This is a genomic window from Caenimonas koreensis DSM 17982 (assembly GCF_009646335.1).
GTDB lineage: Bacteria > Pseudomonadota > Gammaproteobacteria > Burkholderiales > Burkholderiaceae_C > Ramlibacter > Ramlibacter koreensis.
The window spans coordinates 243157-268363 of the sequence record NZ_WJBU01000005.1; the positions used below are offsets into that span (position 1 = coordinate 243157).

A 25207-nucleotide genomic window follows, 5' to 3' on the forward strand; every position below is an offset into this window, starting at 1 on the left:
GCCGTGCTTCAGACGCGGCCGAATGAGTAGGCGGACTGTGCTTCGATGCCTTCGACCTTGTCGATCAGTCGCAGCAGCTCGGTGAGTTCGCGATAGCGTGAACACGTCGATCGGATGTAGCCGATAAAGCGCGGCGCATCGGCCAGATAGCGCGGCTTGCCATCGCGCAGGGTCAGGCGCGCGAAGATGCCCGCCACCTTCAGGTGCCGCTGCAGCCCCATCCATTCCACCGCACGATAGAACTCGCCGAAGTCGCGGTCGACGGGCAGGCCGGCCTTGAGCGCACGCTGCCAGTAACGTACGGTGATGTCGAGAACGAACTCCTCATCCCAGCTGATGAATGCGTCGCGCATCAGGCAGGCAATGTCGTAAGTGATGGGGCCATACACCGCGTCCTGGAAGTCAAGCACGCCCAGGCGCAGCTGCGATGCGTCGGCGGGGATCATCAGGTTGCGCGGCATGAAGTCGCGATGCACATAAACGCTGGGGGCAGCCAGGTTGTTACGGATGATTTGCGCGAACGCGTTGTCCAGCACTTCCCGCTCGGCACGCTCGAGCTGCAGGCCCCGGTGCTTCGCGAGGTACCAGTCGGGAAACAGGGCCAGCTCCCGCGACAGCAGCGCCTCGTCGTATGGCGGCAGCATGCCGGGCCGGGAGGCGAGTTGCCAGTCAACCAGGGCATCGGTCGCACGCAGGTACAGACTCTGGTTTGCCTGTGCGTTGTGCCTGTCGAGCACCTCGATCATCGTCTGCGTGCCCAGGTCGTCGAGCAGCAGGAAGCCCAGCGCCTCGTCCCACTCGAGGACGCGCGGCACGTAAAGCCCGGCATCGAGCATGAGTTTCGCCACATGGGCGAAGGGGCGGCAGTCTTCCTTGTCGGGGGGAGCGTCCATGATGATGAACGTCTGGCCGCCGCCGTTGACGCGCAAGTAGCGCCGGAAGCTGGCGTCGGCTGATGCGAGTCGTACGCTTGTGGTGTCCAGGCGGTGAGTCGGCGCAATGCGGTTGAGCCAGGCGTGGAATGCGGTTTCGCGTGCAGGCAGGGGCCAGGTCAATGGCTCGCCGGAATTCACCGGCATGCCAACAGGTTCGTGGACAGGTTCGCTCATGGATAATCCATTCTACAAATGCCCCCTGCCGCCTCTTTGCGACAGGCCGAACTCCACAGCCGACTGAAGAGCCGCCTTCCTGGCCGTAGACCACGACTTGAACTCCAAGGCTTGCCGCACTCGTTTCGCCCTGACGCCGATCGCGATGGTCGCGGTCGCGCTTTTGCATGGACCGTCGGCCCGTGCTCAGGACGAGCCCGCCCTGTCACTCAAGCCCGCGCCAGCACTGCGTGAAGATATTCCCGCCGCAGAGCGCAGCCAGCTGCCCACTTTCCTGTCGGGCGACAAGGTGCGTGGCACGACGGATATCGAGACAGTGATCGAGGGCCAGGCCCAGCTGCGGCGTGGCAGCACCGTGATCCACGCCGACAAGCTGGAATATCGCCAGCCCGAAGACCTGGCCAAAGCAAAGGGCAACGTGCGCATCAATCGTGCGGGCGATGTGTTCGAAGGCCCCGAGCTCGAACTCAAGGTGGACTCGTTCGAAGGCTCTTTCACCGCGCCGAGCTACCGGTTCCTTCGCAATGACGCCTACGGCGACGCCGAGCGAGTTGACTTCATCGACAACAAGCGCGCTGTCATCCGTAACGCCACTTACACGACCTGCCAGCGCAAGCCTGGCCCCAGCTGGCTGCCCGACTGGATCATCAGTGCCGCGAGCATCAAGATCGACGACGAGGAAGAAGTCGGCCAGGCGACCGACGCGTCCCTGCGGTTCATGGGCGTGCCGATTCTGCCAGTGCCGTCGCTTAGCTTTCCCTTGTCCGACAAGCGCAAGTCGGGGCTGCTGCCACCCACCATCGGGCTGGACAACATCAATGGTGTCGAGCTCACGATTCCGTACTACTGGAACATTGCGCCCAATCGCGACGCAACGTTCTTCCCGGCGGTGATGTCCAAGCGCGGTATCGACTTCGGCGGCGAGTTCCGCTACCTCGAGAAAGACTACGAGGGCAAGCTGCGCGCGAACTACATGCCCAGCGACAAGCTGCGCGACCGCGACCGGTGGGGCTACGCGCTGCTGCACAACGGCGCGTTTTCCACGCCAGTCGGCCCCGTCGGCGTGAACCTCAACCTCAACCGGGTGAGCGATGACGACTACTGGCGTGATTTTTCGCGCTCCGGCAGTTCGCTGACGCAGCGCCTGCTGGCCAACGATGGCGTGCTGTCGTGGGGCTATGGCGACTTTTCGGTGATGGCTCGCGCGCTCAAGTGGCAGACGCTGCAAGACGTCACCGCGCCGATCACGCCACCCTATGACCGCCTTCCCCAGATCCTGGGCAAGTATTCAAAGACCAACCTCTGGGGTGGTCTCGAAGTGGCCGTCGACGCCGACTACACCAAGTTCCAGTCGGACCGTGTCCTGAATAACCAGCCCAATGCGCAGCGCTCCTATGTGCAGGCGCAGCTCAGCCGTCCATGGATCGCGCCCGGATGGTTCATCACGCCCAAGCTGCAGCTCAACACCACGCAATACCGGTTTGATGCGCCGCTGCTTGCCAATGGCGCGACATCGGCCAGCCGCACCGTGCCGACGTTCAGCTTGGACAGCGGCCTGATCTTCGAGCGCGACGCCGAGTACTTCGGGCGCAAATTCCGCCAGACGCTTGAGCCGCGCGCGTTCTATGTCTACACGCCGTTTCGCGACCAGAGCTTCCTGCCGAACTACGACTCAGGCTACAACGACTTCAACTTCGCGACGATCTACACCGAAAACGCGTTTGGCGGCAATGACCGAATTGCCGACAACAACCTGCTGACGCTGGGTGCGAGCACGCGCCTGCTTGACCCGGATACGGGTGCCGAGGCCGCTCGGTTTTCCGTTGCGCAGCGCCTGCGTTTCGAAGACCAGAAGGTCACGCTGCCCGGCACGCCGGCGGTCAGCGAGCGCCTGTCCGATGTGCTGTTCGGCGCCACCATCAACTGGGTGCCGCAGTGGAGCACCGACGCGACAGTGCAATACAACCCGAAGACGGGCCGCTCCATCCGTTCGACGATCGGCGGGCGCTACAGCCCCGGCAACTATCGCGTCATCAGCGCGGCCTACCGCCTGCAACGCGGCTCCAGCGAGCAGATCGACATCGGCTGGCAATGGCCGCTCAATGACCTGTGGGGCGACAAGGGCGTGAACATGGGCGCCGGCCGCGGCGAAGGCGAGGGCCGTTGGTACAGCGTCGGTCGCCTGAACTGGAGCCTGAAGGACAAGCGGCTGGTCGATTCAGTGATCGGGCTCGAATACGACGCAGGTTGCTGGCTCGGCCGCATCGTGTTCGAGCGACTGTCCACGAACACCACGTCAGCGAACAAGCGCGTGCTGTTCCAGCTGGAGTTTGTTGGCTTCAGCCGGCTCGGCTCCAACGCCTTGCAGTCGCTGAAGGAGAATATCCCCCGTTACCAGTTCCTGCGCGAGCAGGTCACCGCGCCCAGCCGTTTCAGCAACTACGAGTGATGAACACCATGAATTCCCGCGCCCCGCTTCTGGCGCTTGCCTGCGCCACCCTGATCTCAGGGCTGCACGCGCCCGCAGCAGCCCAGAGCTTGCGCCTGCCGTTTGCCGCCGCCCCCGCCCCCGCCCGGGCTGTCCCGGCGGGTCCCCGCGCAGCCGATTACATCGTGGCGGTCGTCAATTCCGAGCCGATCACCAACAACGAAGTGCGCATGCGCATGGCGCGCTTCGAGCAGCAGCTGGCCGCAGCCGGCCAGGAAATACCGCCGCGGCCTGTGTTCATGCAGCAAGTGCTCGAGCGCCTGATTGCCGAGAAGGCCCAGTTGCAGCTGGCCCGCGAAAACAACCTGCGCATTGAAGAGTCGGCCATCGACCAGGCAGAGCAGAACATTGCGCGCTCCAACCAGATGGACGTGACCGAGCTGCGGCGACAAATTGTGCTCGAGGGCATGACGGTCGCCGGCTACCGCGAAGACTTGCGCAACCAGCTGCTGCTCACGCGCCTGCGCGAGCGCGAGGTCGAGCCGCGCATCCGCATCAGCGACCTGGAGCTGGACCAGTTCCTGCGCGAGCAGCAGGGGCGCACCGACATCAGTGCATTCGACCTCAATCTCGGTCACATCCTGGTTGCCGTGCCGGAAACGGCGACGCCCGCGCAGGTGGCCACCGCACGCGAAAAGGCGCTGCGCGTGATGCAGCGTGCGCGGGCCGGCGAAGACTACGCCAAGCTCGCACGCGAGAATTCCGACGCATCAGGAGCGGCTACGAGCGGCGGGCTCACAGGGCGCAGGCCGGCTGACTCACTGCCGCCAATCTTCCTGCAGGCCGTTCAGGCCCTGCCAGAAGGCGGCGTTGCCGACCCGATTCGCACCACGGCAGGTTTCCACATCCTGAAGGTGGTTGAGAAAAAGCGAAACATCGCGTTGCCGGGTGCTACCGTCGAGCAAAGCCGCGCCCGCCATATATTGCTGCGCCCGGGGCCGCAGCTGACCGAAGCGCAAGCGGTCGCACGGCTTGCCGATTTCAAGAAGCGGGTCGAGGCTGGCCAGGCTGACTTTGCACAGCTGGCGCGTGACTTCTCGCAGGACGCCAGCGCTCGCGCTGGTGGTGAACTCGGCTGGACCAGCCCTGGCTCTTTTGTGCCCGAATTCGAAGAAGCGCTGAATCAGCTGAAGCCCGGGCAGATCTCCAGCCCCTTGATCTCGCGCTTCGGTGTGCACCTGGTGCAGTTGATGGAGCGGCGCCAGGCCACTTTGACGCAACGCGAGCAACGCGACATGGTCCGCAGCGCCCTTCGCGAAAAGAAGCTGGACGAGGCTTATGCGCAGTGGACGCAGGAGGTGCGCGGCCGCGCTTTCGTGGAGATGCGCGACGCGCCGCAGTGAAGCACATTCCCCGCAAACGGTTTGGCCAGCACTTCCTGGCCGACGTCGCGATCATCGATGCGATCGTGCGGGAGATCGACCCGAAGCCGGGCGACGCCATGGTCGAAATCGGCCCTGGCCTGGCAGCGCTGACCCAGCCGCTGGTGGAGCGCCTTGGCAAGCTCACGGTCATCGAACTCGACCGTGACCTTGCGGCGCGGCTTCGAAGCCATCCGCAACTGGCGGTTGTCGAATCGGATGTCCTGAAGGTCGATTTCCAGCAGCTCGCGCAAACGCTGCAGACGCGGCAGCTGCGCGTGGTCGGCAACTTGCCGTACAACATCTCCACGCCCATCCTGTTTCATCTGCTGGCCTTCGCGCCCGTGATCAAGGACCAGCACTTCATGCTGCAAAAGGAAGTGATCGATCGAATGGTCGCGCGCCCTTCGACCGGCGACTACGGCCGGCTCTCCGTCATGCTCCAGTGGCGCTACGAGATGGAAGATGTGCTGTTCGTGCCGCCTGGCTCATTTGATCCGCCGCCGCGCGTGGATAGCGCCGTTGTGCGCATGGTGCCGCACGCGGCACCTGCGGCAGTCGATGAACAGTTGCTGTCGCAGATCGTGCAGGTGGCGTTCAGCCAGCGCCGCAAGCTGCTGCGTCACACGTTGGGAAAGTGGTTGGAGTCGCGTGCATTCAACGGCCATTTCGATGTGCAGCGGCGTGCCGAGGAAGTGTCGGTACAGGAATATCTTGATCTGGCGTTACTGGTGCACAGCACAACCGGCAATTCCGCGCAGGTGCAGTAACGCGCAGCCAGTGCCTGCAGGCACCAACGAAAAAGCCGGGTCGAACCCGGCTTTTTCACTCTGGCGAAACCACTTCAAGTCGCCGCGCGTTCCTGAAATCAAGCGGCTGCCAACCAATACCCTGCGTTGAAGGGGCTGCTCATTCGCAGCGCCAGGGGCGATACGTCGACGAGCTTGTCGGTTGGCATCTTTTCGCCGGACTCGGTCGTTGCTGCCACGGGGGCGGGCACTTCAGTGCCGCAAGCCTCGTTCGCCCGTTCTGCTTGGCTGTTTTGCGCAGAACGGGCTACAGAAAAGAATAGAAGCACCTGAACGGTATCTTCCGCTCTCCCCAGTAGTCAGCGGTGTCGCGGAAGATGTCGAGCAGCTGCTCGCGGGCTTCCTTGTCGAACTTGGCGTTCGCCGGGATCTGCTCGAGCACCACGATGAAACCGGGCTGCGGGCCCGACTTGTGCACCGGGTCGGTCATGCAATCGTAGAGCGCGTCGAAGTTCTTGCCGAAGTGGGCCGGCAGCATGAACTGCTGCGCAATCATGTCCAGCACGTCCTGCTTGCTCTGGGCATTGGCCAGGTTCGCGTAGAGGAAGTGCTGGCCCAGCGACTGGGCCGCATCCTGCAGGGTCTGCACGCGGAAAGCGCGAATCGACTGCACGATGTTGGTCCGCACGCCTTTGAGGGCCGCTTCGGGGGTCTCTCGACGAAGTGGGGTTTCCATCTCCGTGTCTCTTTCCGTAGTCACAAAATCATCCCGCTTCATTGGGTTCACTCCACGATCATTCGAAAACTTGCGTAATGGTCCGCGGTGTAATAACAGGCCTGCGGCGTCCTGGGTGGACCGCCGCACACGATGCGCCGGGCCCCCCGGTCGCGAGATCCTGGTGTGGCTACCGTGTACTCGCGGTAAAAACCGCGCTTCTCGGCCGGAAGCAGTCGCTCCCGGTTGCCGAACACAGAGCCATCCTTTCCGTTTGGAAACGGCCCACCACGCCGGATCAGTTCATAGGTTTCACGGCCTTGCCTTGGCAGCTCAGCGACAGCAATCACAGCTGAGGAGCGCGGGGCAGTACCGTCGGTCCGGGCTCTGGCTTGCACCAGCGGACCTGACATCGCGAAAGCCAAGAAAAGGCTAGTAAGCACAAACTTGACGGCCGCGATGCGTGCCATGAACGGACCTTCTTTGGAGACCTTGGGGGACGCTTTCCGGGCATCTTCAGGGCTCGAAACCCTTCGGGAAAACCCGGAAAAATTCAGGCGTTAGTGTGACTGATACCAACCCAAAAGGCAAGAGCCTGCCCAATTTTTGGGCAGGCTCAAGGGCTATTTCTCATCAGGAAGGAGTCAGCTAAGTTAGCGCCAGCTGTCCAGATAGACCTTACCGCGCCGCATTTGCATCGGCCACCGTCAATGCCGTCATATTGACGATGCGGCGCACCGTGGTGCTGGCCGTGAGAATATGCACCGGCTTGGCCGCCCCGAGCAGGACCGGGCCAATCGCGATGTTTCCGCCCGCCGCCGTCTTGAGCAGGTTGTAAGAAATATTGGCTGCATCGATATTCGGCAGTACCAGCAAGTTGGCGTCGCCGGCAAGCGTGCTGTGGGGCATGAGAAGGTCACGTGCCGCGCCGTCCAGAGCTATGTCGCCGTGCATCTCGCCATCGACTTCCAGCCACGGCGCCTGCACGCGCAGCAAGTCCAGCGTATCGCGCATCTTCACCGCGCTGGGCTGGTTGCTGGAGCCGAAATTCGAATGCGACAGCAAAGCGGCTTTTGGCTTGAGGCCGAACCGCATCATTTCCTCGGCGGCCATCACGGTGATCTCGGCGAGCTGCACCGCAGTCGGGTCATAGTTGACGTGCGTGTCCACCAGGAAGATCTGGCGGTTCGGCAACAGCAGGCCGTTCATGCAGGCATAGGTGCACACGCCTTCGCGCTTGCCGATCACCTGGTCGATGTATTGCAGGTGCATCGCCGTGGTGCCCCAGGTGCCGACAATCATGCCGTCGACCTCATCCTTGTGGAGCAGCATGGCTCCGATCAGCGAGAGGCGCCTGCGCATCTCGATCTTGGCCATCTGTACCGTGACGCCCTTGCGTGCCGTCATGCGGTGATAGGTTTGCCAGAAGTCGCGATAGCGGTGGTCCTGCTCGACGTTGACGATGTCGTAGTCGAGCTCTTCTTTCAGGCGCAGCCCGAACTTCGCGATGCGCTGCGCGATGATCGCCGGGCGGCCGATGAACGTGGGCCGCGCAATGCCTTCGTCGACGATGATCTGCGCGGCGCGCAGCACGCGCTCTTCCTCGCCTTCGCAAAACGCCACGCGCTTTTTCAGTGCCGACTTCGCCATCTGGAAGATCGGCTTCATCGTTGTGCCCGACGCGTACACAAAGCTCTGGAGCTTCTCGCGATACGCGTCCATGTCCTGCACCGGGCGCAGCGCGACACCGCTGTCTTGCGCGGCCTTGGCAACAGCCGGCGCGATCTTCATCATCAAGCGCGGATCGAATGGCTTCGGGATGAGGTATTCGGGGCCGAACGCCAGTTGTTCGCCGGCATACGCGGCCGCCACCACTTCGCTTTGCTCGGCCTGTGCGAGTTCGGCAATCGCATGCACCGCCGCGATCTCCATCTCTGCCGTGATGGTCGTGGCGCCGCTGTCCAGTGCGCCGCGAAAGATGTACGGAAAGCACAAGACGTTGTTGACCTGGTTCGGGTAGTCGGTGCGGCCCGTTGCCATGATCGCGTCGTCGCGCACTTCCTTGACTTCCTCCGGCGTGATCTCGGGGTTGGGATTGGCCAGCGCCAGGATGATCGGCCGGGCCGCCATCTTGCGGACCATGTCCTTCTTGAGCACACCGCTCGCCGACAGGCCCAAAAAGATGTCCGCGTCCTCGATCACTTCACTGAGGGTGCGCGCTGATGTCTTTTGCGCGAACGGCAACTTGTCTTCGTCCATCAGCTCCTTGCGGCCTTCGTACACCACGCCGGCCAGGTCCGTCGCGTAGATGTTCTTCATCGGCAGGCCGAGCTTGACCAGCAGGTTCAGGCACGCGAGCGCTGCAGCGCCCGCGCCGGAGGTCACGAGCTTGACGTTGTTGATGTCCTTGCCGACGACCTTCAGCCCGTTGATGATCGCAGCGCCGACGCAGATGGCCGTGCCATGCTGGTCGTCGTGGAACACCGGGATCTTCATGCGGTCGCGCAGCTTTCGCTCCACGTAGAAGCAGTCCGGCGCCTTGATGTCTTCGAGGTTGATGCCGCCAAATGTCGGCTCAAGCGACGCAATGATGTCGACGAGTTTGTCGAGGTCGTGCTTTTCGTTGATCTCGATGTCGAAAACATCGATGCCCGCGAATTTCTTGAACAGGACACCCTTGCCCTCCATCACAGGCTTGGACGCCAGCGGGCCAATGTCGCCGAGCCCGAGCACGGCGGTGCCGTTCGTGATCACGGCGACCAGGTTGCCGCGGCTGGTGTACTTGAAGGCGTTGTTCGGGTCTTTGACGATCTCTTCGCACGGGGCCGCAACGCCGGGCGAATAGGCCAGTGCGAGGTCGTGCTGGTTCAGCAGCTGCTTGGTCGCGTGGATCGCCACTTTGCCGGGCGTGGGGAACTCGTGATATTCGAGGGCGGCCAGGCGCAGTTCTGCGCGCTTGTCGTCGGCGTTGGCCGCGTCATTTGAAGGCATGGGTTGGAGTCTCCTGGGGCACAGCTTAATGCCTTGTCTGGCATGCCGTGTCGCTTCGTGGGGATGCGATTGTAGACGGCGCGCGGGAAAACCCTAGTACGCAATTACGCGTAACGGCCCAGCAGCAAGGTCGCAAGCGCATCGACGGGCGCCTTAGTGCCAAACAACGCAGGGCCGTGTTTGCGCAAATGCGATGCGACCGCGCTGCGCTGGGCGCTGTCACTTGCCAGTGCGACGGCTATGTCCGCATAGTGCGCGGTGTCGGTGGCAACGCACTCGTCCAGCCCCGCTTCGCGCAGGATGCCTGCGGCGAACCGGCCGCGCATCGCGTCGCCTTCAAGTGCGACGACAGGCAGGCCGCATTCAATCGCCTGCATCGCAGTGTTGAAGCCCGAGAATCCGACGCTGTCGAGAAACAGCGTGGCTTCCTGCATAAGGCCGAAGAACTGCGGCCGTGACAGATGCGCCAGCCACACTACGTGGTCGTCGATATTGAGTCCGTGCCGGTCGAATGCGCCCCTCATGCGCCTGGCGAGGCGCTCCTGCAGCACGGGCGCACCGCTGCGGAAGAACACCAGCCGGGCGGCTGGCAGGCGCCTGGCGATATCGGCCCAGAGCCCATCGTCTTCTGGCGCGTATTTCTGTGCGAGGCCGGGGCATAGCAGCAGTGGCGCATCCGCGGGCAGTCCCAAAGAGCGCCGATCAATGCGTTCTGGCGTGACGCCAAGCGGTTCGTAGCAAACGCCGAGCCCGGGCAAGGCGATGAGCTGTTCGCTGTAATGATCCTGTGCGTGCGAAGGCTCCAGCGCCTGCGCCGAAATGAATGCGTCGATCGTTGGCAGGCCCGTGGTGAGCGGGTGGCCCCAAGAGGCCGCTTGCCATGGCGCGAGGCGGCGGCTCGCGAGCTTGGCCGTCATCGCGTCCATTCCGACTTCCGGGAAGACCAGTGCGTGCGGCGCGAAGGCCTCGATGCGGCGCTGCCACTCTTGCGCGCTGGCGCCACGGCCGTCGAAGTGCGGCACAAGCTGCCTTGCAGCATCGGTCTGTGTATCGCTGATCGCCCCCACATGAAAGACGCTGACTTCGATGCGCGAGCGATCCACGTTCGCCACCCAGCCGCGCACGATCGCGGTCCACACCGAGTGATCACGGATATGCGCTGAAACAATGCCAACGCGCACGGGCCGGCCCGTGTGCACGGCAGGCGAAGGCGGTGCTGCCTGCGCCGGCGATGCCTGCGCCAGGCCTGACAGGCGCGCGCATAGCTGTCCGTACGGCACGAGCAGGTCGCGGTGATTGCCACGCTGGTAGGCCAGGTAGAACGGCTGCGTGGATCCCACCACTGCACGCCCGGCGCCCAGGCGAGGCCCCTGGAAAAAAGCGTCGAGCTGCGAAACCCCTTGCGCAAACGATGCCCGCGATGTCAAAGCCTCGGCCTCTTCGTCGCGTGTGGCAGGCAGCCTCGCCATCACCGAAGCCCATCGTGCCGCCGCATGTTCGGGGTCGAGCCGCAGCGCTTGTTCATGCGAAGCTTGCGCGAGCTTTGCGTCGCCCATCGCCATCCAGATCAGCCCGCGCAGGTGATGCGCCTGGGCGAGCTGCGGGTCGAACTCGATCGCGCGGTCGATCGCCAGGCTGGCGTCACGCACGAGGGATTGCGCCAGTAACACCTGCGCACGCAACGCGTGAACTTCAGCCGAACGCGGCTCGTCTGCCAGCAGCCGGTCGAGCTGGGCCTGCGCGCTTGGCGTGTCTCCCGCAGCCAGCGCGAGTTGGGCAAGGTTGAACCGCGCCTCGAACAGCCGGGGATCCAGATGCAAGGCCTCCAACAGATGGGTGCGCGCGGTGTCGAGCTCGCCCAGCTCGCGCAGCAGCGCGCCGAGATTCGCGTGGGCCTGCGCCGAGCGCGGGTCGCGGCTGACGGCATCTTCAAAGCCCATGCGGGCTTCCTCGTGCTGACCGCGTCTGGCTAGCAACGCAGCGCGGTTGCCCGTCGCCGCCAGCGAGCCATCAAGCGCGATCGCGCGCTCGTACTGCCTGATCGCTTCGTCGAACTTCCCGCTGCGCTCCAGTGCCAGCGCCAGGTTGTTGTGCGCGTTGGCATGCGCCGGGTGCTTGCGCAAGACGGCTTCAAATTCTTTCGCGGCGCCGGCAGCATCGCCCGCTTCCAGCAGCGCAGCGCCCAGTTCATTGCGCAGCTCGATCGCGCCGCCAGCCGCCAGCGCTGCGCGAAGGCGCACGGCAGCCGCCGCCGGGTCGCCCAGCCGCCGCAACACGAGCGACAGATTCACGGCGGCGTCGAGATTCTTCGGGTTGAACGCCAGCGCAGTCTCGTAGCTCGCGCGCGCCTCGTTCAGCCGCCCTGCATGCAGGTGAACCGTGCCGAGATTGCCGTATGCCGTGGCGTCGCGCGGGCTGGAGCGCAGCGCCTGGGTGATCTGGTCGCGCGCTTCGTCAAGCCGGCCTTGCTGCAGCGCAATCACGCCCAGCAGGTGCCGCGCATCGAAGTGGCCGGGGGCTGTGGCGAGCACTTCGCGGTAGGCTGCGGCCGCGTCGGCCAGCCGCCCTGCCTGGTGATGCTGGAATCCACCGGTAAACAATTTCTGCAGATCGGGTGTCAGCGCCACGGGCGCCACCGGGGCAGCCGATGGCACGGCCGGTGGGCTCTTTCTGCCGAACATGAAAACTTCAGGCCCGCACGGCCGTCATGGCCGCGAGCTCATAGGCGAGCTCGTCGATGAACGCGTCCGGGTAAGCGGCATCCTTGAGCGCCCATTTGAAGCGGTTGGCCAAGCGTGCCTTTTGATAGATGTTCAGCGAGTGCGTCTTGCGAAAGTCCTGCATCTCGCGGGCGAGCGCCGCATGCACCTTGCGAAAACGCTCCTGCTGTTTCTTGCCCGCCGTGGTGAATTCCGAGGGCGGAAAGCGCTCCATGAACATCTTCACGGTTTTATCCGCGAAGGCGTCGACTTCCAGCGTATCGAACCACTTGAACACCATCGGCGCATCCCCTGCCGCGCAAGTGCCGGCCGAGGGAATTTTGACACACGCATTGACATGATCTGCGTGTGGCCCGCGAGTATCATCCGCCCCACCAGCTTTTCTACTGCGAGAGGAACGTGCCATGGCCCTGATGGACTTCATCAAGAAACAGTTCATAGACATCATCACGTGGACCGAAGACACGGATGGCGTTCTTTCGTGGCGGTTTCCCATGCGCGACATGGAAATCCAGTACGGCGCATCGTTGACCGTGCGCGAATCGCAAATGGCGGTGTTCGTCAATGAAGGCAAGATCGCGGACGTCTTCGGCCCGGGCATGTACAAGCTCACGACGCAGACGATTCCCGTCCTCACCTACCTGAAGAACTGGGACAAGCTCTTCGAGTCGCCTTTCAAGAGCGATCTGTATTTCTTCAGCACCCGCCAGCAGATCGACCAGCGCTGGGGCACGCCGCAGCCCATCACGATCCGCGACAAGGACTTCGGCGCCGTGCGTCTGCGCGCTTTCGGCAACTACGCTTACAGCGTGGCAGACCCGAAGTTGCTGCACCAGAAAATCACCGGCACGCGCGACGTGTACACCGCTGCCGAACTCGAGCCGCAACTGCGCGGCATGATCTTGCAGCACATCTCTGACGGTATTGCGCAAAGCGGCGTTCCGTTCCTCGACCTCGCAGCCAGCCAGGTCGAGTTCGCCGAAGCCTTGCAAAAGGCCGTGACGCCCGCGTTCGAGGCGATCGGCCTGAAGCTCGAAGCCATGACCGTGCAGAACGTGTCCCTGCCCGAGGAGCTGCAAAAGATCCTCGACCAGAAAATCGGCATGGGCATGGTCGGCAACGACATGGGCAAGTTCATGCAGTACCAGACGGGCCAGGCCATCCCCGAGATGGCCAAGGGCATCGGCCAGGGTGGCGGCAGCATTGCCGGCGACGCGATGGGCATGGGCGCAGGCCTGGCGATGGGCCAGGTGCTCGCGCAGAACCTTCAACAGGGCCTGCAGCAGCGCCCTGCCGCACCGATGGAGTTGGCACCGGCGGCCATCAAGCCCGATGACGTGATGGCCACGCTCGAAAAGCTGGGCGAGCTCAAGGCCAAAGGCATCCTCACGCAGGAAGAGTTCGACGCCAAGAAGGCCGAACTGCTCAAGAAGCTCGTCTAGCCACCGGGCGTGGCGACGGGCTCACCCCAACGCATCTACCGGGCGCCCTGCCCGGGCTGCGGCGCGCCCGTCGAATTTCGCAGCGCGCAGTCGGTCTATGCCGTCTGCAGCTTCTGCAGCAGCACCGTGGCACGCCAGGGCGAAATACTCTCGCGCCTGGGCAAGATGGCCGAGGTCTTCGACGACCACAGCCCCTTGCAGCTCATGGCGTCGGGCCGCTTCCAGAACCGCACGTTCACGCTCGTGGGCCGGCTGCAATACAAGAGTGCCGACGGCCCCTGGACTGAGTGGATCGCGATGTTCGACGACGGCACCACAGGCGTGCTGGGCGAGGACAACGGCTCCTATGTCTTTTCCCTTCCTGTCAATCTGAGGCGTGACGTTCCGCAAGCGGCGCAGTTGCGCGTCGGCGCCACCACGGCAATCGACGGTGTGCCTTTCAGCATTGCGTCGAACGTGTCCGTGGCGCTGGTGTCGGCGCAAGGCGAATTGCCGAAGTTGCCGCCGCTGAACCAGACGTTCGCGATGGTCGAGCTGCGCAGCGCCGCCGGCGACGTGATCAGCATCGACTACGGCACGCAGCCACCGGTCGTCAGCCGGGGCAAGGAAGTGCAGCTCGACGCGCTCGCCATGAGCGGCCTGCGCAGCGAGTCGGCGAAAGAAGAAAAAGGCCGCCAGTTCTCGTGCCCCAATTGCGGCGCCCAGGTCGCGGTCACACTCGACACGTCGAAGTCGATCACCTGCCGCTCGTGCAACAGCATCATCGACCTGACGCAGGGCATCGGCAATGAAATGCGTCATGCCATGCAGGACGAGCCGGTGCAGCCGCTCATTCCGCTGGGCACACTCGGGCAACTGCAGGGTGTCGAGTGGCAAGTCGTGGGCTTCCAGCATCGCATGGGGCAAGAGCCCGGCGACGATGACGAACAGTTCGGCTGGAGCGAATACCTGCTCTATAACTTCAAGCGCGGCTTCACCTTCCTCGTCGACTCGGAAGACGGCTGGAGCGTCGTCAAGCCCGCCACGGGTGCGCCATCGCTGTCACCCAATGCCGAATCGGCCACGTACCTGGGCACGAGCTACAAGCTGCTCTACGCCTACAACGCCGAGACCAACTACGTCGCCGGCGAGTTCTACTGGCCCGTCGAGCGCGGCATGAAAACCTTCAACCGCGACTTCGCCAAGGGCAACAGCCTGCTGTCGATGGAGCAGACGCCGCGCGAGATCACATGGTCCAGCGGCAGCAAGATCGACAGCGACACTGTCGCCAAGGCGTTCAAGCTCGAAGGCAAGAAGGATCTGCTCGCGCGCGCCGATGCGTCGCCCGCCAGCGCGGCCAAAGGCATGGGCTGCATGACGATCATCGTGCTGTTCATCATCATCGTGATCCTGCTGGTCATCATCAAGGCCTGCGTGGACGACACCTCCGATGGGTCCGGCTACACCTCCGGTTCAAGCCGCACCGGAGGCGGCTCGTTTGGCGGCTATTCCGGTGGCGGCGGCCACAAATGAGGCACCGCCATGCAACACGAATTTTCTGGAGAGCAACATGCTTGAATGGTTGAAACCCGCAGCCTTCCTCGGCTCCATCGTCTACGCGCTGATCGGCGTCATCATCTTCTGGGTGAGCTTCCTGATCATCGACAAGGTCACGCCGTACGACCTGTGGGGCGAAATTGTCGAAAAGCAGAACGTCGCGCTGGGCATCGTTGTCGGCGCGATGTCGCTGGGCATCTGCATCATCGTCGCCGCCGCCGTCCACGGCTAGCGTGGTGCCTGTGATGGAAGCGCAGCCGCGCACAGCGGCGCTTGCGCCTGCACCGGTCGAAGTTGCGCTGCTCGCCTCGGTGTTCGTCGTGGCCGCGTGCGGCCTCGTGTACGAGCTCGCCGCCGGCGCACTCGCCTCGTACATCCTGGGCGACTCGGTGCTGCAGTTCTCCACCATCATCGGCACGTACCTCTTCGCCATGGGCATCGGCTCGTGGCTCTCGCGGTTTTTCGAGCGGCAGCTGCCCGCGCACTTCCTGCGCATCGAGTTGCTCGTTGCACTCGTCGGAGGCTCGTTGCCCGCAGTGCTGTTCCTGGCGAACGCCTATGTGCCGGGCAGCTTTCGCGGCCTGCTCTATCTGCTGGTTCTCGCCGTAGGCGTGCTCGTGGGGCTGGAGATTCCGCTGGTCATGCGCATCCTCAAGCGCAACGTGGCGCTCAAGGACCTGGTGTCGCAAGTCCTCACGTTCGACTATCTGGGCGCGCTGGCGGTCTCGATTGCTTTCCCGCTCGTGCTTGTGCCGCACCTGGGCCTGATTCGCACGGGCCTGTTGTTCGGCTTGATGAACGCCGCCGTCGCGCTCTGGGCGTTGTGGATGTTCCGCTTCGAGCTGCGGCAGTTTCGCGCGCATGCCGCAGCTTGTGTCGCCACGCTGGGTGTGCTGCTGGCGGGTTTTGCGCTCGCCCAGCAGATCACGACACTCACCGAAGAAAAGCTCTACCAGGACCCCGTGGTGTTCGCGGCGACTTCGCCCTACCAGCGCATCATCGTCACGCACGGACGCATGGGCCATCGCCTCTTTCTCAATGGCAACCTGCAGTTTGCCGAGCGCGACGAGTATCGGTACCACGAAGCGCTGGTTCATCCCGCGATGGCCGCGCACGGCGGCGCGCGCAAAGTTGCAGTGCTGGGCGGCGGCGATGGCATGGCCGTGCGCGAAATACTGCGCTACCCCAGCGTCGAAAGCGTCACGCTCGTCGAGCTTGACCCGAACATGACGCAGCTGTTCTCCACACATGAAGCATTGACGAGACTCAACGCCGGCGCCCTCACCTCGCCCAAGGTGCATATCGTCAACACCGACGCATTCCGCTGGCTGCAGGACAGCACCGACATGTTCGACGTGATCGTGGTCGACTTTCCTGATCCGACGAACTTCTCCATCGGCAAGCTGTACACCAGCTCGTTTTACGCCGCGCTTGAGCAGCGGCTGTCGGCCAGCGGCTATGCCGTCGTGCAGACCACTTCGCCGCTGGTTGCGCGCCAGAGCTTCTGGACGGTCGCGGCCACGATCGAATCGGCTGGCCTTTCCGTCGCGCCGTATCACGCGAATGTGCCGAGCTTTGGCGAATGGGGCTTTGTCATCGCGGGGCGCAGGCCTTACCGTATGCCCGCCGAGCTGCCCGCAGGGCTTCGCTTTCTGGATCGGGCAAGCTTGCCGCAGCTGTTTGACTTCCCGCGCGACATGGCCCGCGTGCCCGCCGAGGTGAACCGCCTGTCGAACCAGGTGCTGGTGACGACCTACGAACGCGAGTGGGGCAAGGTGGGCCAGTGAGGTCAGGCCCTTGCGGCATTCGCCGCCGCGAATGGCTGGCCGGCGCTTGCGCGTTGCCGCTGGCAGGGTGCGCTGGCAGCGACAGCGAAGTCACTGGCACGCTGCTTGGCGCGAGCGCAGAGCGCGGCCACCTGCTGCGCGACCCACGCGCAGCACAGGCACCTTCCGCCACCCGGCGCGTGCGTGTGGTGATCGCAGGCGGCGGCATTGCAGGCCTGGCAGCCGCGCGGGCATTGCGTTTGCGCGGCATCGACGACTTTGTGATTCTTGAACTCGAAGACACCGCTGGCGGCAACAGCCGCGCCGGATCGATAGGTGGTATCGCCTGCCCGCTGGGCGCGCACTACTTGCCGGTGCCTGGCGACGCGGCGCGGGACGTGCAGGATTTTCTCGAGGAGACCGGCGTGCGCCAGCGCGTGGCGGGGCGTTGGGTCTACGACGAGCGGCATTTGTGCCATTCGCCGCAGGAGCGGCTGTTCTTTCGCGGCCACTGGCAGGAAGGGTTGCTGCCGGTGCAGGGCGTGGGAGCCTCCACGCTCGCTCAGTACGTGCGGTTTGCACGCCTGGTGGACGGTGTGCGCAAGCAAGCCGCATTCAGCATCCCGGCGCCGTCCGTCGCACCGGCTGCGCACCTGGCGCTCGACAGCATCACGATGGCGGCCTTCCTGTCTCGCGAAGGGCTCGATGACCCGCACTTGCGCTGGTACCTCGACTACAGCTGCCGCGACGACTATGGCGCCGGCACCGGCGCCGTATCGGCGTGGGCGGGCCTGCATTACTTCGCCAGTCGCCATGGCTTCCAGCCGCCGGGTGCAGACAATGGCGAGCGCGAGAGCGTGCTGACCTGGCCGCAGGGCAACGCGTGGCTCACGCAGCGGCTGGCAGCGCCATTGGGCGAGCGTGTGAAGGCGGCCCGCGTCGTCTCGCGCATTGAAGAAGGGCGCAGCGGCGTGGAAGTCGATGGGTGGAATGCGCTCACGCAGCAAACCGAGCGCTGGCAGGCCGAGCATTGCATTGTCGCGATGCCGGTGTTCATCGCCGCGCGCGTCGTGCGCAATGCGCCCGCTGCGCTGGCCCAGCGTGCATCGCAACTGCACTACGCGCCATGGATCGTGGCCAACATGCATGTGCGTGAACCCCTGCGCGATCGCCCGGGCGCGCCGCCTTCATGGGACAACGTCGTCTACGCCGCAAAGGGACTGGGCTACGTCGATGCGCGCCACCAGAGCCTTGATCCGCGGCCCGCGGCGACGGTCCTGAGCTGGTATTGCGCGCCCGGCGAGGCCAGCCGCGCGCAGGTGCTCTCGCGAGGCTGGCGCGACTGGCTGGGCGACGCGCAAGCCGAGCTGGCGCCGGCACATCCGGACCTGATGAGCAAGCTCACCCGCGTCGAAGTCGCGCGGTACGGCCACGCGATGGCGATTCCCGTTCCCGGCACGCTGGCGTCGTTGCAAGCGACGGCACGGGGCCAGTCGGCGACCAAGCGCCTGTCGTTCGCGCATGCTGACTGGGCAGGCTATTCCATCTTTGAAGAAGCGTTCACCGCAGGCCACCGGGCGGGCCTGCGGGTCGCATGACAGCGCAAGCCTAGCGCGGGCAGGTCAGGTTCTGGACGACGGCGTCCTGGCCCTTCTTCTGTTTTTCGTCTTCCGTCACCAGCAGGTTCAGGAACGTGCTGACCTGGCTTTCGTCCAGCTCGGCCAACGCAGCGGAAATGTCGCCGCGCCGCCCGCTTTCGAGCGCGTCGAGCACGTTGTCCAGACGCGATGTCGCCGGAGCGGGTGTGGGCGCGGGTGTGGGCGCAGGCGCGGGTGTCGGAGTCGGCGTTGGCGCTGGTGTCGGAGCCGGTGTCGGTGGCGGCGTGGGCGCTGGAGTCGGTGCCGGAGTAGGCGAAGGCGTGGGGGCCGGCGTCGGTGACGGCGTCGGCGCTGGCGAGGGCGACGGCGTTGGAGCCGGCGTTGGTGATGGCGTCGGCGCTGGAGTCGGCGACGGTGTGGGAGCCGGTGTCGGTGTGGGAGCCGGTGTCGGTGACGGAGTCGGTGCCGGCGTGGGCGCTGGAGTCGGTGCCGGAGTAGGCGAAGGCGTGGGAGCCGGTGTCGGCGACGGTGTCGGTGCCGGAGTAGGCGAAGGCGTGGGGGCCGGCGTCGGTGACGGCGTCGGCGCTGGCGTGGGCGACGGTGTAGGCGCCGGCGTTGGCGAGGGAGTCGGTGCGGGAGTCGGCGACGGTGTAGGGGCCGGCGTCGGTGACGGAGTCGGTGCCGGCGTGGGCGATGGCGTAGGCGCCGGCGTTGGTGAGGGCGTCGGCGCTGGCGTGGGCGACGGTGTAGGTGCCGGTGTCGGTGTCGGTGACGGCGATGGGGTGGGCGACGGTGAGGGAGTCGGCGACGGTGAAGGAGTCGGCGATGGCGTGGGCGTCGGCGTGGGGGCCGGCGTCGGCACTGCAAGCCGCAGCGAGCCAGCAGCCGGGCTCGTCGCGAACGACACGTCGTAGCCCGCCACAGGCGGCGCTGAACCGCCCATCGCAAGATTGCTTTGGATCACATCGAACTGGTCGCCGGGATTCAACCCTGGTGCCGCAGTGACGTTGACCGACGCGCTCGCCGAAATATTGACCTGGCCCGTCACGCTCAGCACGTCATAGCTCGTGGTGCTGTCGATGTCGACATACAGCCCGGTGCCCGCATTGAGATTGACTGCGGCTGCCTCGACAAACAGCGTGCCCACCGTACCCAGCCCGCCCGGCTTGATGTGGCCGCTGTTGTCCAGCGTGCCCGAGCCGAGCTTGAGCGTGCCGCTGCCTTCGATGAGGCCCGACGAGTCGAGCGACGTGTTGCTGTTGTCCAGCGTTGCGCCGGAGGCGATCGAAATCGTCCCGGGGTTGCTCGTGAACGGGCTGGTGCCCGGGGGGCTGCCGAACTGCAGGGTGCCCGCCTGCACATCGACCACGCCGGTGCTCGTGTTGGTGAACGTCCCGACATCGATCACGCTGGTGCCCGACCCCAGCAGCGCCGGCTGACTGTTGGTGCCGGCAACTCTGTTCCCAGGCTGCGACGCACCGACGATCTGGGTTTCAACTTTCCTGAAGATGCCCGAATTGGTGATGGTCCCGGCCGCGCCCGAGAGGCCGTTGTCGTTCGATATCTCGTAAGTGCCCGCATTGGAGAGCGAGCCGCCGCTCTGGAAGCTGACCTGGCCGTTGCCAAACTGGAAGATCGAGCCCTTGTTGACCCACAGCCGCGAGACATTCAGGTTGCCCCACAAGTCGGCGGTTGCTGTGCTGTCCAGTGTCAGCTTGCCCGTGCCGGACAGCGTGCCGCCGTTGGTGTCGAAGTAGTTCGTGACCGTGATGTCACCCGCGCCCTTGATCGTGCTTGCGCTGCCGTACATCGCGAGATCGGGAACGGTGATCGACGTCGTTGCCTCCAGCGTGCCGCCATCAGCGGACAGGCGCGTGGCGTTTGTGGACGTGACGTTGGTGCTCCAGCCGACAGTGCCCGCAGTAATGGATGCAGAGCCCGACCCGCTGGCGGTCAGCGACGTCGGCAGGCCGCCGGCCACATTGAACGTGCCCGCGAACTCGATGCCGCCCGTAGCGCTGATCGTGTTGGCGCCGGTGCCTGCGTCCAGTCCTGCGGCGACCAGGACGTTGCCATTGCCGCCGTTGCTGGTGAGCTTGATGCTGTTGGACGTGATCGGCTCGTTCACGGTCAGGTCGCCGGCCGCGCTGATCGACACATCGGTGGACGTCTTGATGCCGTTGCCGCCGTAACCCACAGCAAGGTCGGCGGCGTTCTGGAACTTGAAGAAGTTGAGCGTCGAGCCGCTGGTGCCGACCGTGGCGACCTCGTTGCTCGCGTTGTTCAGGGCCACGCCCCCTGCAGGGCCGACATTGAGCATGAGCGCCGTGCTGGCGACGGCAGGCGCGTCATTGTCCTGGCCGATCATCGGCGCGGTCAGCGTGATGGCGACGGGGTCGCTGACGTCGGTGGCAGCGATGCCCGAGAAGGTCGCCGCGCCGCCGCCGTTCATGGTGGCTGTGCTGACGGGTACGGTCGTCAGGTGGATGCCGTTCGTGCTCTTGTAGGCGAACGATTCGCCCGCCGAAGAACCGGTGGCCCGGCCGGCGAGCATGCCCGTCGGGTTGTTGGCCGTGAGCTGGACGCTGCTGCCTTCGGCATACACGGCCTTGCCGCCGAGCAGGCCCGCGGTGGTTTGCGTGAGCGAGCCTGCCGACGTCAGCGAGATCACGCCGTCCGGCGTGGCCGGCACGTAGCCCGATGCATCGCCGTTCACACTGATGCCCGACTGGCCGTCTACCGTGCCCACAAGCAGGTTGCCGCTGCTGTACAGCTTGAAGTTGTGGTTGGAGGTCGCACCGTTGCCGACGACAGCTGCCACTTCGCCAATCAGGTTGCCGCTGGCCACGCTCAAGTCCACGTTCGCGAGCGAGCGAACGAAGAGCTTGGGCGCCGTGATCGAGCCGGGGTCGTACTGCTCGATCTCGCCGCCCGCCTGAAGCGACAGCGTGCCGCTGGTGCCCAGGTTCGGCTTGATCGGCTCGCCGATGTAGATGTCGCCCACGATGGCCGTGGTGCCCACCTGCACGGTGCCGGCCTTGAGCGTCAGCACCTCGGAGGATTTCAGCTGCAAAGCGGTGCCGGGCGCGAAGAAGAACTCTTCGGAGCCCAGTTCGACGTTGCGCCCGACGGTCGTCGGCTGAATGGTGATGCGCCCGGCGCCCGCATCGATCGAATCGGCAGCGCCGCTCAAGTCCATGTTGTCGGCCGTGAGCGAAATGTTGCTGCCGCTGACCGCGCCGCTCACGTTCAGCTGCCCGTTGCTGGGTGTCTTGGCCTCGAGATAGATATTGCCGCCCGAGATATTGCCCGGCACGGAGATCACGTTGCCACTGAGCACCGACACATTCGTCGCGCCCGCGTTGATCGTGCCTGTGACATCGACGTTGTAGCCCGAGACCAGGCTCAGCGTGCCGATGTTGCCGGGCGTGAGGGTGAGCGGACCGGACTGCGTGATCCCGCCCGTGTTGCCCGGCGCGCCGATCACCAGCACGCCCGCCTTCACGTTGTTGATTTCGCTGTTGTTGAGCGTCAGGTTGCTCGCCTCCGAGCCGGAGCCCACCAAGATCGCGCGGCTCGCCGTGAACGGCTTGATCGTCGTCGTTCCGGCGCCGGAATCGACCAGCGACAGGATGCTCATGCGGTCGCCGATCAGCGTGATCTGGTCGCCGCCGCTGCGCATCGTCAGGCCGGCGATATAGACGTCGTAGTTGCTCGCTGGTGCGGGGGCTGGAACGCCCGAGCCGGTGACGGTGATCGTGCCTGAGCCCGTGGTGGTGACACTGCCGCCATTGACCCACACCCCCATGGAATTGCTCGCGCTTGGTGCCGCGATGGTGCCCGTGATGGCGACAGGCCCCGGTGCCTTGACCGCGCCGTTGACAGACGTGGCAATCAGCGCGGTGGCCGTGGTCGATGACGACGTGCTGCCGATCACCGAAACGCCGGTGTTGCCGCCGAAGATATCGGCGGTCGAATCGAGCACCACGCCGTTGCCCGAGCTGTTGCCCACCGTGGCCGAGCCGTTGAGGCTGACCTGGCCGTTCGGGCCGGAATGAACCTTGCCGCCCACGAACAGGCCAATGCCATCCGGACTGGAAGCATTGTTGTAGGCACCAATCACGGTGGCGTTGCCGCCCGTGCTCTTGACCGTCGAGCCGCTGATGATCGAGGTGCCGGTGCTGCTGGTGCCGGCGGCGGTATTCACGCGCCCCTCGACTCGCACGTCGCCCGTCGCCTGCACTGTGGCGTTGCCCGAGATGCGCGTGCCATTCGTGGTCCACGGGACCTCCGAGCGGCCGGTGACAGTGATGCCGCCTGTGCCTGCGGACACCGTCGAGCCGTCAATCAAGACCCCGGCTGAATACAGCGAGCCGCCGCTTGCGAGGACGCCGTTCAAGGTGACCGAGCCGCTGCCGTTCGTCAACACCTCGCCTGGCGTTGCGCCGTAGCCAACAACCTCAATGGCGTTGGTGGACCCCGGGCCTGAAGCGTCGAGCACGATGTTGCCGCCGTTGGCGTTGATCGTCGCGCCGGAAATGGAGATGCCACCGGCGTTGTTTGTCAGGCTGATATTGCCGCCGCTGGCCATGACCGGCGCTATGACGGTGACCGACGCGTTGGGCGCGTCCAGCGAAATGTTGCCGCCGGTCGCGCTGTTGCGCAAACCGTAGCCCAGGGCGGAAGGGTCGGCCACGATCGTGCCGTTCGCGCCCGTACCGGTGTAGCTGAGCAGCACATGACCGGAGGAGCTGTTGTTCGCGTTCACGCGTTCCGCATCGAAAGCCAGCGGGCCAGTGGCGCCATCGCCAATGCCGTTTTTGGCCTCGAGCTCCAGTTCCCTGGCGTAGATGGTCTTGCCCGACTGCATGGCGATCGTGTCGCCCTTGAGCGTGACGTTGCCGGTATTGCTGGCCGTGTAGCCGCGCGCATCGATATTGCCGCCACCCAGCGACATGTAGCCCGCCGAAGTGAGCTTGATGTTGCCGCCGGCGCCCGCGCTTTGCGTCGAGACAATTTCACGCACGACCAGCGTATCGCCGGCGTCCATCGTGACTTTGCCGCCATTGGACCTGACACCGCCGATATTGATGCTGCCCGTGGTGGCCGTCAGTGCCACATCAGCGCCGTTGGTCACGATGCGGTCGTTCACGTCGGCCATGCGGATGTCGCGGCCTGCGATCAGCGTGAACGTGTTGCCCATGAACTCGCCGGACAGATTCAGCGTGTCGCTGGTCAGGTCGTTGATCTTGATGTCGCGCGAGGCCTGTAGCGTGACGCTGCCGTTGAACGACTGCAGCGCTGCCTGCGAGATCGTCGCGTCCGGAGGCGTCACAGGTGTGTACGCACCGCCGACATTGGCGCCAGCAAGCGTGTCATTGCCCAGCGCCGCATCGTCTGCGCCGCCACCGCCGTTGGTGATGATGATGTCCTGCGGATCGAGCAACAGCGAGCCTGCCTTGCCATGGGGAGCGCCCACATCCACCGAAGCGCGGAACACCAGGTCTTCCTTGCCCGACGTTTCGACCTTGCCGCCATCGCCGCCCTGCGCGCCGCCGCGCGCCTCGATGCGCGAGCCAACGCGCGTGTCCTTGTCTGACCAGACGACGACCGTGCCGCCGTTGCCGCTTTGCGTGGCGTTCGCGAGGATGGTGGAGCCGGTTTCGGCCGTCGTTGTCTGTGCGTTGGCAACGCGCGCGTCGTGGCCCTGCCAACCGCCGCCGATCAATGCTTCACCGCCACCGGCCGCGCCGCTCACGTCGATCACTGCACCGCTGCGCAGCATCACCTTGTTCGCGCTCGCCTGCACTGACCCGCCCAAAGCACCATGGGTGGCAACGATGCGGCCTGAGATGTCGGCCGTGTCCGCGCCCTTGAGCACGACCTTGCCGCCTTCGGTGCTGACGCCAGATGCCTGGATCAGACCGCTGTGTTTGAGCTGCCCGGCGAAGATCGCGACGGCGTCGCCCTTGAGCGTGCCGAGATTCACCGCCTGGTCAGCCGGCGCCTGCAGCTCCATGCGGATGCCTTCAAGGCCGCGGCCCGTCATCTCGACCTTCTGGCCTGCCGCCAGCACGGTGGCACCGTTGGGCGCCTGCACAAGCGCGCTCGCGCCCGTGGAGAGTGTGGGCGCAATCAGCACGACATCACCGCTGCGCGCAATGATCTGGCCGGCCACCGCGAGTGCGCCACCACCAAAGCCGTCGCCAAACATCAGCCTGCCGGCCAGCGCATCGGCTTCGCTCATGCGCAAGGTCGATGCAGTGAACCCGGCTGTGTCCACCACGGCACCCGCGCCAACGGTGATGCCCGAGGGGTTGACCAGCACGAGCTTGCCGTTGGAGCTCAGCGTGCCGAAGATCGCTGACGGGTTATTGCCGACGACGCGGTTGATCGAGGTGCTGGAGGCAGACGGCTGGTTGAACTGCGTCAGCGTGCCGGCCGGCACCGAGAAGCTCTGCCAGTTGATCACGGAGCGGTTCGTGCCCGCTGCGTTCTGTGTGTTGATGAAAAGCGAGGTGCCCTGCTGCTGGATCGTTGCCTGCCCGGCAATCACCTGTGCGCCTGTGGGTTGCGCGTGCGCCCTGCTCGCGGCCATGAAGACGGCAGCAATGGCCAGTGCCAGCGCTGCGGGCCTGAAACCCGCCACCGCGGGGCTCGCGGCGGGGGTGAATGAGGAGAATGCGGCAGGCTTTTTCACGAACGGTCTCTTCCGGGGGAAAACGTCCCGCA

The 25207-nt window shown here is 64.9% G+C and carries 15 protein-coding genes; 8 read left to right on the forward strand and 7 right to left on the reverse strand.

The features are described 5' to 3' along the window. Positions 1–8: 8 nt before the first annotated feature. Positions 9–1109, reverse strand: a complete 1101-nt coding sequence (locus GHT07_RS06490) for an aminoglycoside phosphotransferase family protein (RefSeq protein WP_153584244.1) — start codon at positions 1107–1109, stop codon at positions 9–11. Positions 1110–1254: 145 nt separating this feature from the next. Between GHT07_RS06490 and GHT07_RS06495 the strand changes: the two genes are divergently transcribed. The 3 genes from GHT07_RS06495 to rsmA are packed head-to-tail and all read left to right on the forward strand — an operon-like array spanning position 1255 to position 5728. Beyond that, on the forward strand, positions 1255–3558 hold the full coding sequence (locus GHT07_RS06495; protein WP_153584320.1) for an LPS-assembly protein LptD: 2304 nt from the start codon (positions 1255–1257) through the stop codon (positions 3556–3558). 8 nt (positions 3559–3566) lie between these two features. Beyond that, positions 3567–4940: a peptidylprolyl isomerase gene (locus GHT07_RS06500; RefSeq protein ID WP_153584245.1), complete on the forward strand. Its 1374-nt coding sequence runs from the start codon at positions 3567–3569 to the stop codon at positions 4938–4940. Then, positions 4937–5728: a 16S rRNA (adenine(1518)-N(6)/adenine(1519)-N(6))-dimethyltransferase RsmA gene (rsmA, locus tag GHT07_RS06505; protein WP_323740822.1), complete on the forward strand. Its 792-nt coding sequence runs from the start codon at positions 4937–4939 to the stop codon at positions 5726–5728. Before GHT07_RS06500 ends, rsmA begins: the two co-directional genes overlap by 4 nt. A 286-nt stretch (positions 5729–6014) precedes the next feature. On the opposite strand, the gene GHT07_RS06510 is transcribed toward rsmA, so the two are convergent. The 5 genes from GHT07_RS06510 to GHT07_RS06530 all read right to left on the reverse strand — a co-directional run bounded on the left by GHT07_RS06510 (position 6015) and on the right by GHT07_RS06530 (position 12539). Then, positions 6015–6443, reverse strand: a complete 429-nt coding sequence (locus tag GHT07_RS06510; protein ID WP_153584246.1) for a barstar family protein — start codon at positions 6441–6443, stop codon at positions 6015–6017. A gap of 47 nt (positions 6444–6490) precedes the next feature. Then, positions 6491–6892 carry a ribonuclease domain-containing protein gene (locus GHT07_RS06515; protein WP_153584247.1) on the reverse strand — a complete coding sequence of 134 codons (402 nt, stop codon included), beginning with the start codon at positions 6890–6892 and terminating at the stop codon, positions 6491–6493. 208 nt (positions 6893–7100) lie between these two features. Continuing rightward, positions 7101–9413, reverse strand: a complete 2313-nt coding sequence (locus GHT07_RS06520) for an NADP-dependent malic enzyme (RefSeq protein WP_153584248.1) — start codon at positions 9411–9413, stop codon at positions 7101–7103. Between the two features lie 104 nt (positions 9414–9517). Continuing rightward, positions 9518–12094 (reverse strand): tetratricopeptide repeat protein, encoded by a 2577-nt coding sequence (locus tag GHT07_RS06525; RefSeq protein WP_153584249.1) that lies wholly within the window; start codon positions 12092–12094, stop codon positions 9518–9520. Positions 12095–12101: 7 nt separating this feature from the next. Next, positions 12102–12539, reverse strand: a complete 438-nt coding sequence (locus GHT07_RS06530; protein WP_194792856.1) for a hypothetical protein — start codon at positions 12537–12539, stop codon at positions 12102–12104. Between GHT07_RS06530 and GHT07_RS06535 the strand changes: the two genes are divergently transcribed. Genes GHT07_RS06535 through GHT07_RS06555 form a run of 5 tightly spaced genes read left to right on the forward strand, consistent with a single transcriptional unit; the run spans position 12538 to position 18475 of the window. Further along, entirely contained in the window at positions 12538–13575 is a 1038-nt protein-coding gene (locus GHT07_RS06535) for an SPFH domain-containing protein (RefSeq protein ID WP_153584251.1), read from the forward strand. The two genes, GHT07_RS06530 and GHT07_RS06535, sit on opposite strands and share 2 nt — an antisense overlap. Positions 13576–13584: 9 nt before the next feature. Continuing rightward, entirely contained in the window at positions 13585–15087 is a 1503-nt protein-coding gene (locus GHT07_RS06540) for a DUF4178 domain-containing protein (protein WP_323740823.1), read from the forward strand. A gap of 37 nt (positions 15088–15124) precedes the next feature. Then, positions 15125–15343 carry a DUF350 domain-containing protein gene (locus tag GHT07_RS06545; protein WP_153584252.1) on the forward strand — a complete coding sequence of 73 codons (219 nt, stop codon included), beginning with the start codon at positions 15125–15127 and terminating at the stop codon, positions 15341–15343. Positions 15344–15356: 13 nt separating this feature from the next. Continuing rightward, a complete protein-coding gene (locus tag GHT07_RS06550; protein ID WP_153584253.1) occupies positions 15357–16898 on the forward strand; it encodes a polyamine aminopropyltransferase in 1542 nt (513 codons plus the stop codon). Between the two features lie 17 nt (positions 16899–16915). Continuing rightward, the gene (locus tag GHT07_RS06555; RefSeq protein WP_323740826.1) at positions 16916–18475 is read left to right on the forward strand and encodes an FAD-dependent oxidoreductase; all 1560 of its coding nucleotides are present in this window, start codon (positions 16916–16918) and stop codon (positions 18473–18475) included. 10 nt (positions 18476–18485) lie between these two features. Here GHT07_RS06555 and GHT07_RS06560 read toward each other — a convergent pair whose 3' ends face one another. Continuing rightward, a complete protein-coding gene (locus tag GHT07_RS06560) occupies positions 18486–25175 on the reverse strand; it encodes a two-partner secretion domain-containing protein (protein WP_194792857.1) in 6690 nt (2229 codons plus the stop codon). Positions 25176–25207 lie beyond the last annotated feature (32 nt).

What these genes read in the sequence shown, in the direction of transcription:
- GHT07_RS06500 (WP_153584245.1), top strand. Translation starts at nt 3,567, where the DNA reads ATGAATTCCCGCGCCCCGCTTCTGGCGCTTGCCTGCGCCACCCTGATC.
- GHT07_RS06530 (WP_194792856.1), bottom strand. Translation starts at nt 12,539, where the DNA reads ATGGCACGTTCCTCTCGCAGTAGAAAAGCTGGTGGGGCGGATGATACT.
- GHT07_RS06490 (WP_153584244.1), bottom strand. Translation starts at nt 1,109, where the DNA reads ATGAGCGAACCTGTCCACGAACCTGTTGGCATGCCGGTGAATTCCGGC.
- GHT07_RS06545 (WP_153584252.1), top strand. Translation starts at nt 15,125, where the DNA reads ATGCTTGAATGGTTGAAACCCGCAGCCTTCCTCGGCTCCATCGTCTAC.
- GHT07_RS06495 (WP_153584320.1), top strand. Translation starts at nt 1,255, where the DNA reads ATGGTCGCGGTCGCGCTTTTGCATGGACCGTCGGCCCGTGCTCAGGAC.
- GHT07_RS06520 (WP_153584248.1), bottom strand. Translation starts at nt 9,413, where the DNA reads ATGCCTTCAAATGACGCGGCCAACGCCGACGACAAGCGCGCAGAACTG.
- GHT07_RS06525 (WP_153584249.1), bottom strand. Translation starts at nt 12,094, where the DNA reads ATGTTCGGCAGAAAGAGCCCACCGGCCGTGCCATCGGCTGCCCCGGTG.
- GHT07_RS06550 (WP_153584253.1), top strand. Translation starts at nt 15,357, where the DNA reads ATGGAAGCGCAGCCGCGCACAGCGGCGCTTGCGCCTGCACCGGTCGAA.
- GHT07_RS06515 (WP_153584247.1), bottom strand. Translation starts at nt 6,892, where the DNA reads ATGGCACGCATCGCGGCCGTCAAGTTTGTGCTTACTAGCCTTTTCTTG.
- GHT07_RS06510 (WP_153584246.1), bottom strand. Translation starts at nt 6,443, where the DNA reads ATGGAAACCCCACTTCGTCGAGAGACCCCCGAAGCGGCCCTCAAAGGC.
- GHT07_RS06535 (WP_153584251.1), top strand. Translation starts at nt 12,538, where the DNA reads ATGGCCCTGATGGACTTCATCAAGAAACAGTTCATAGACATCATCACG.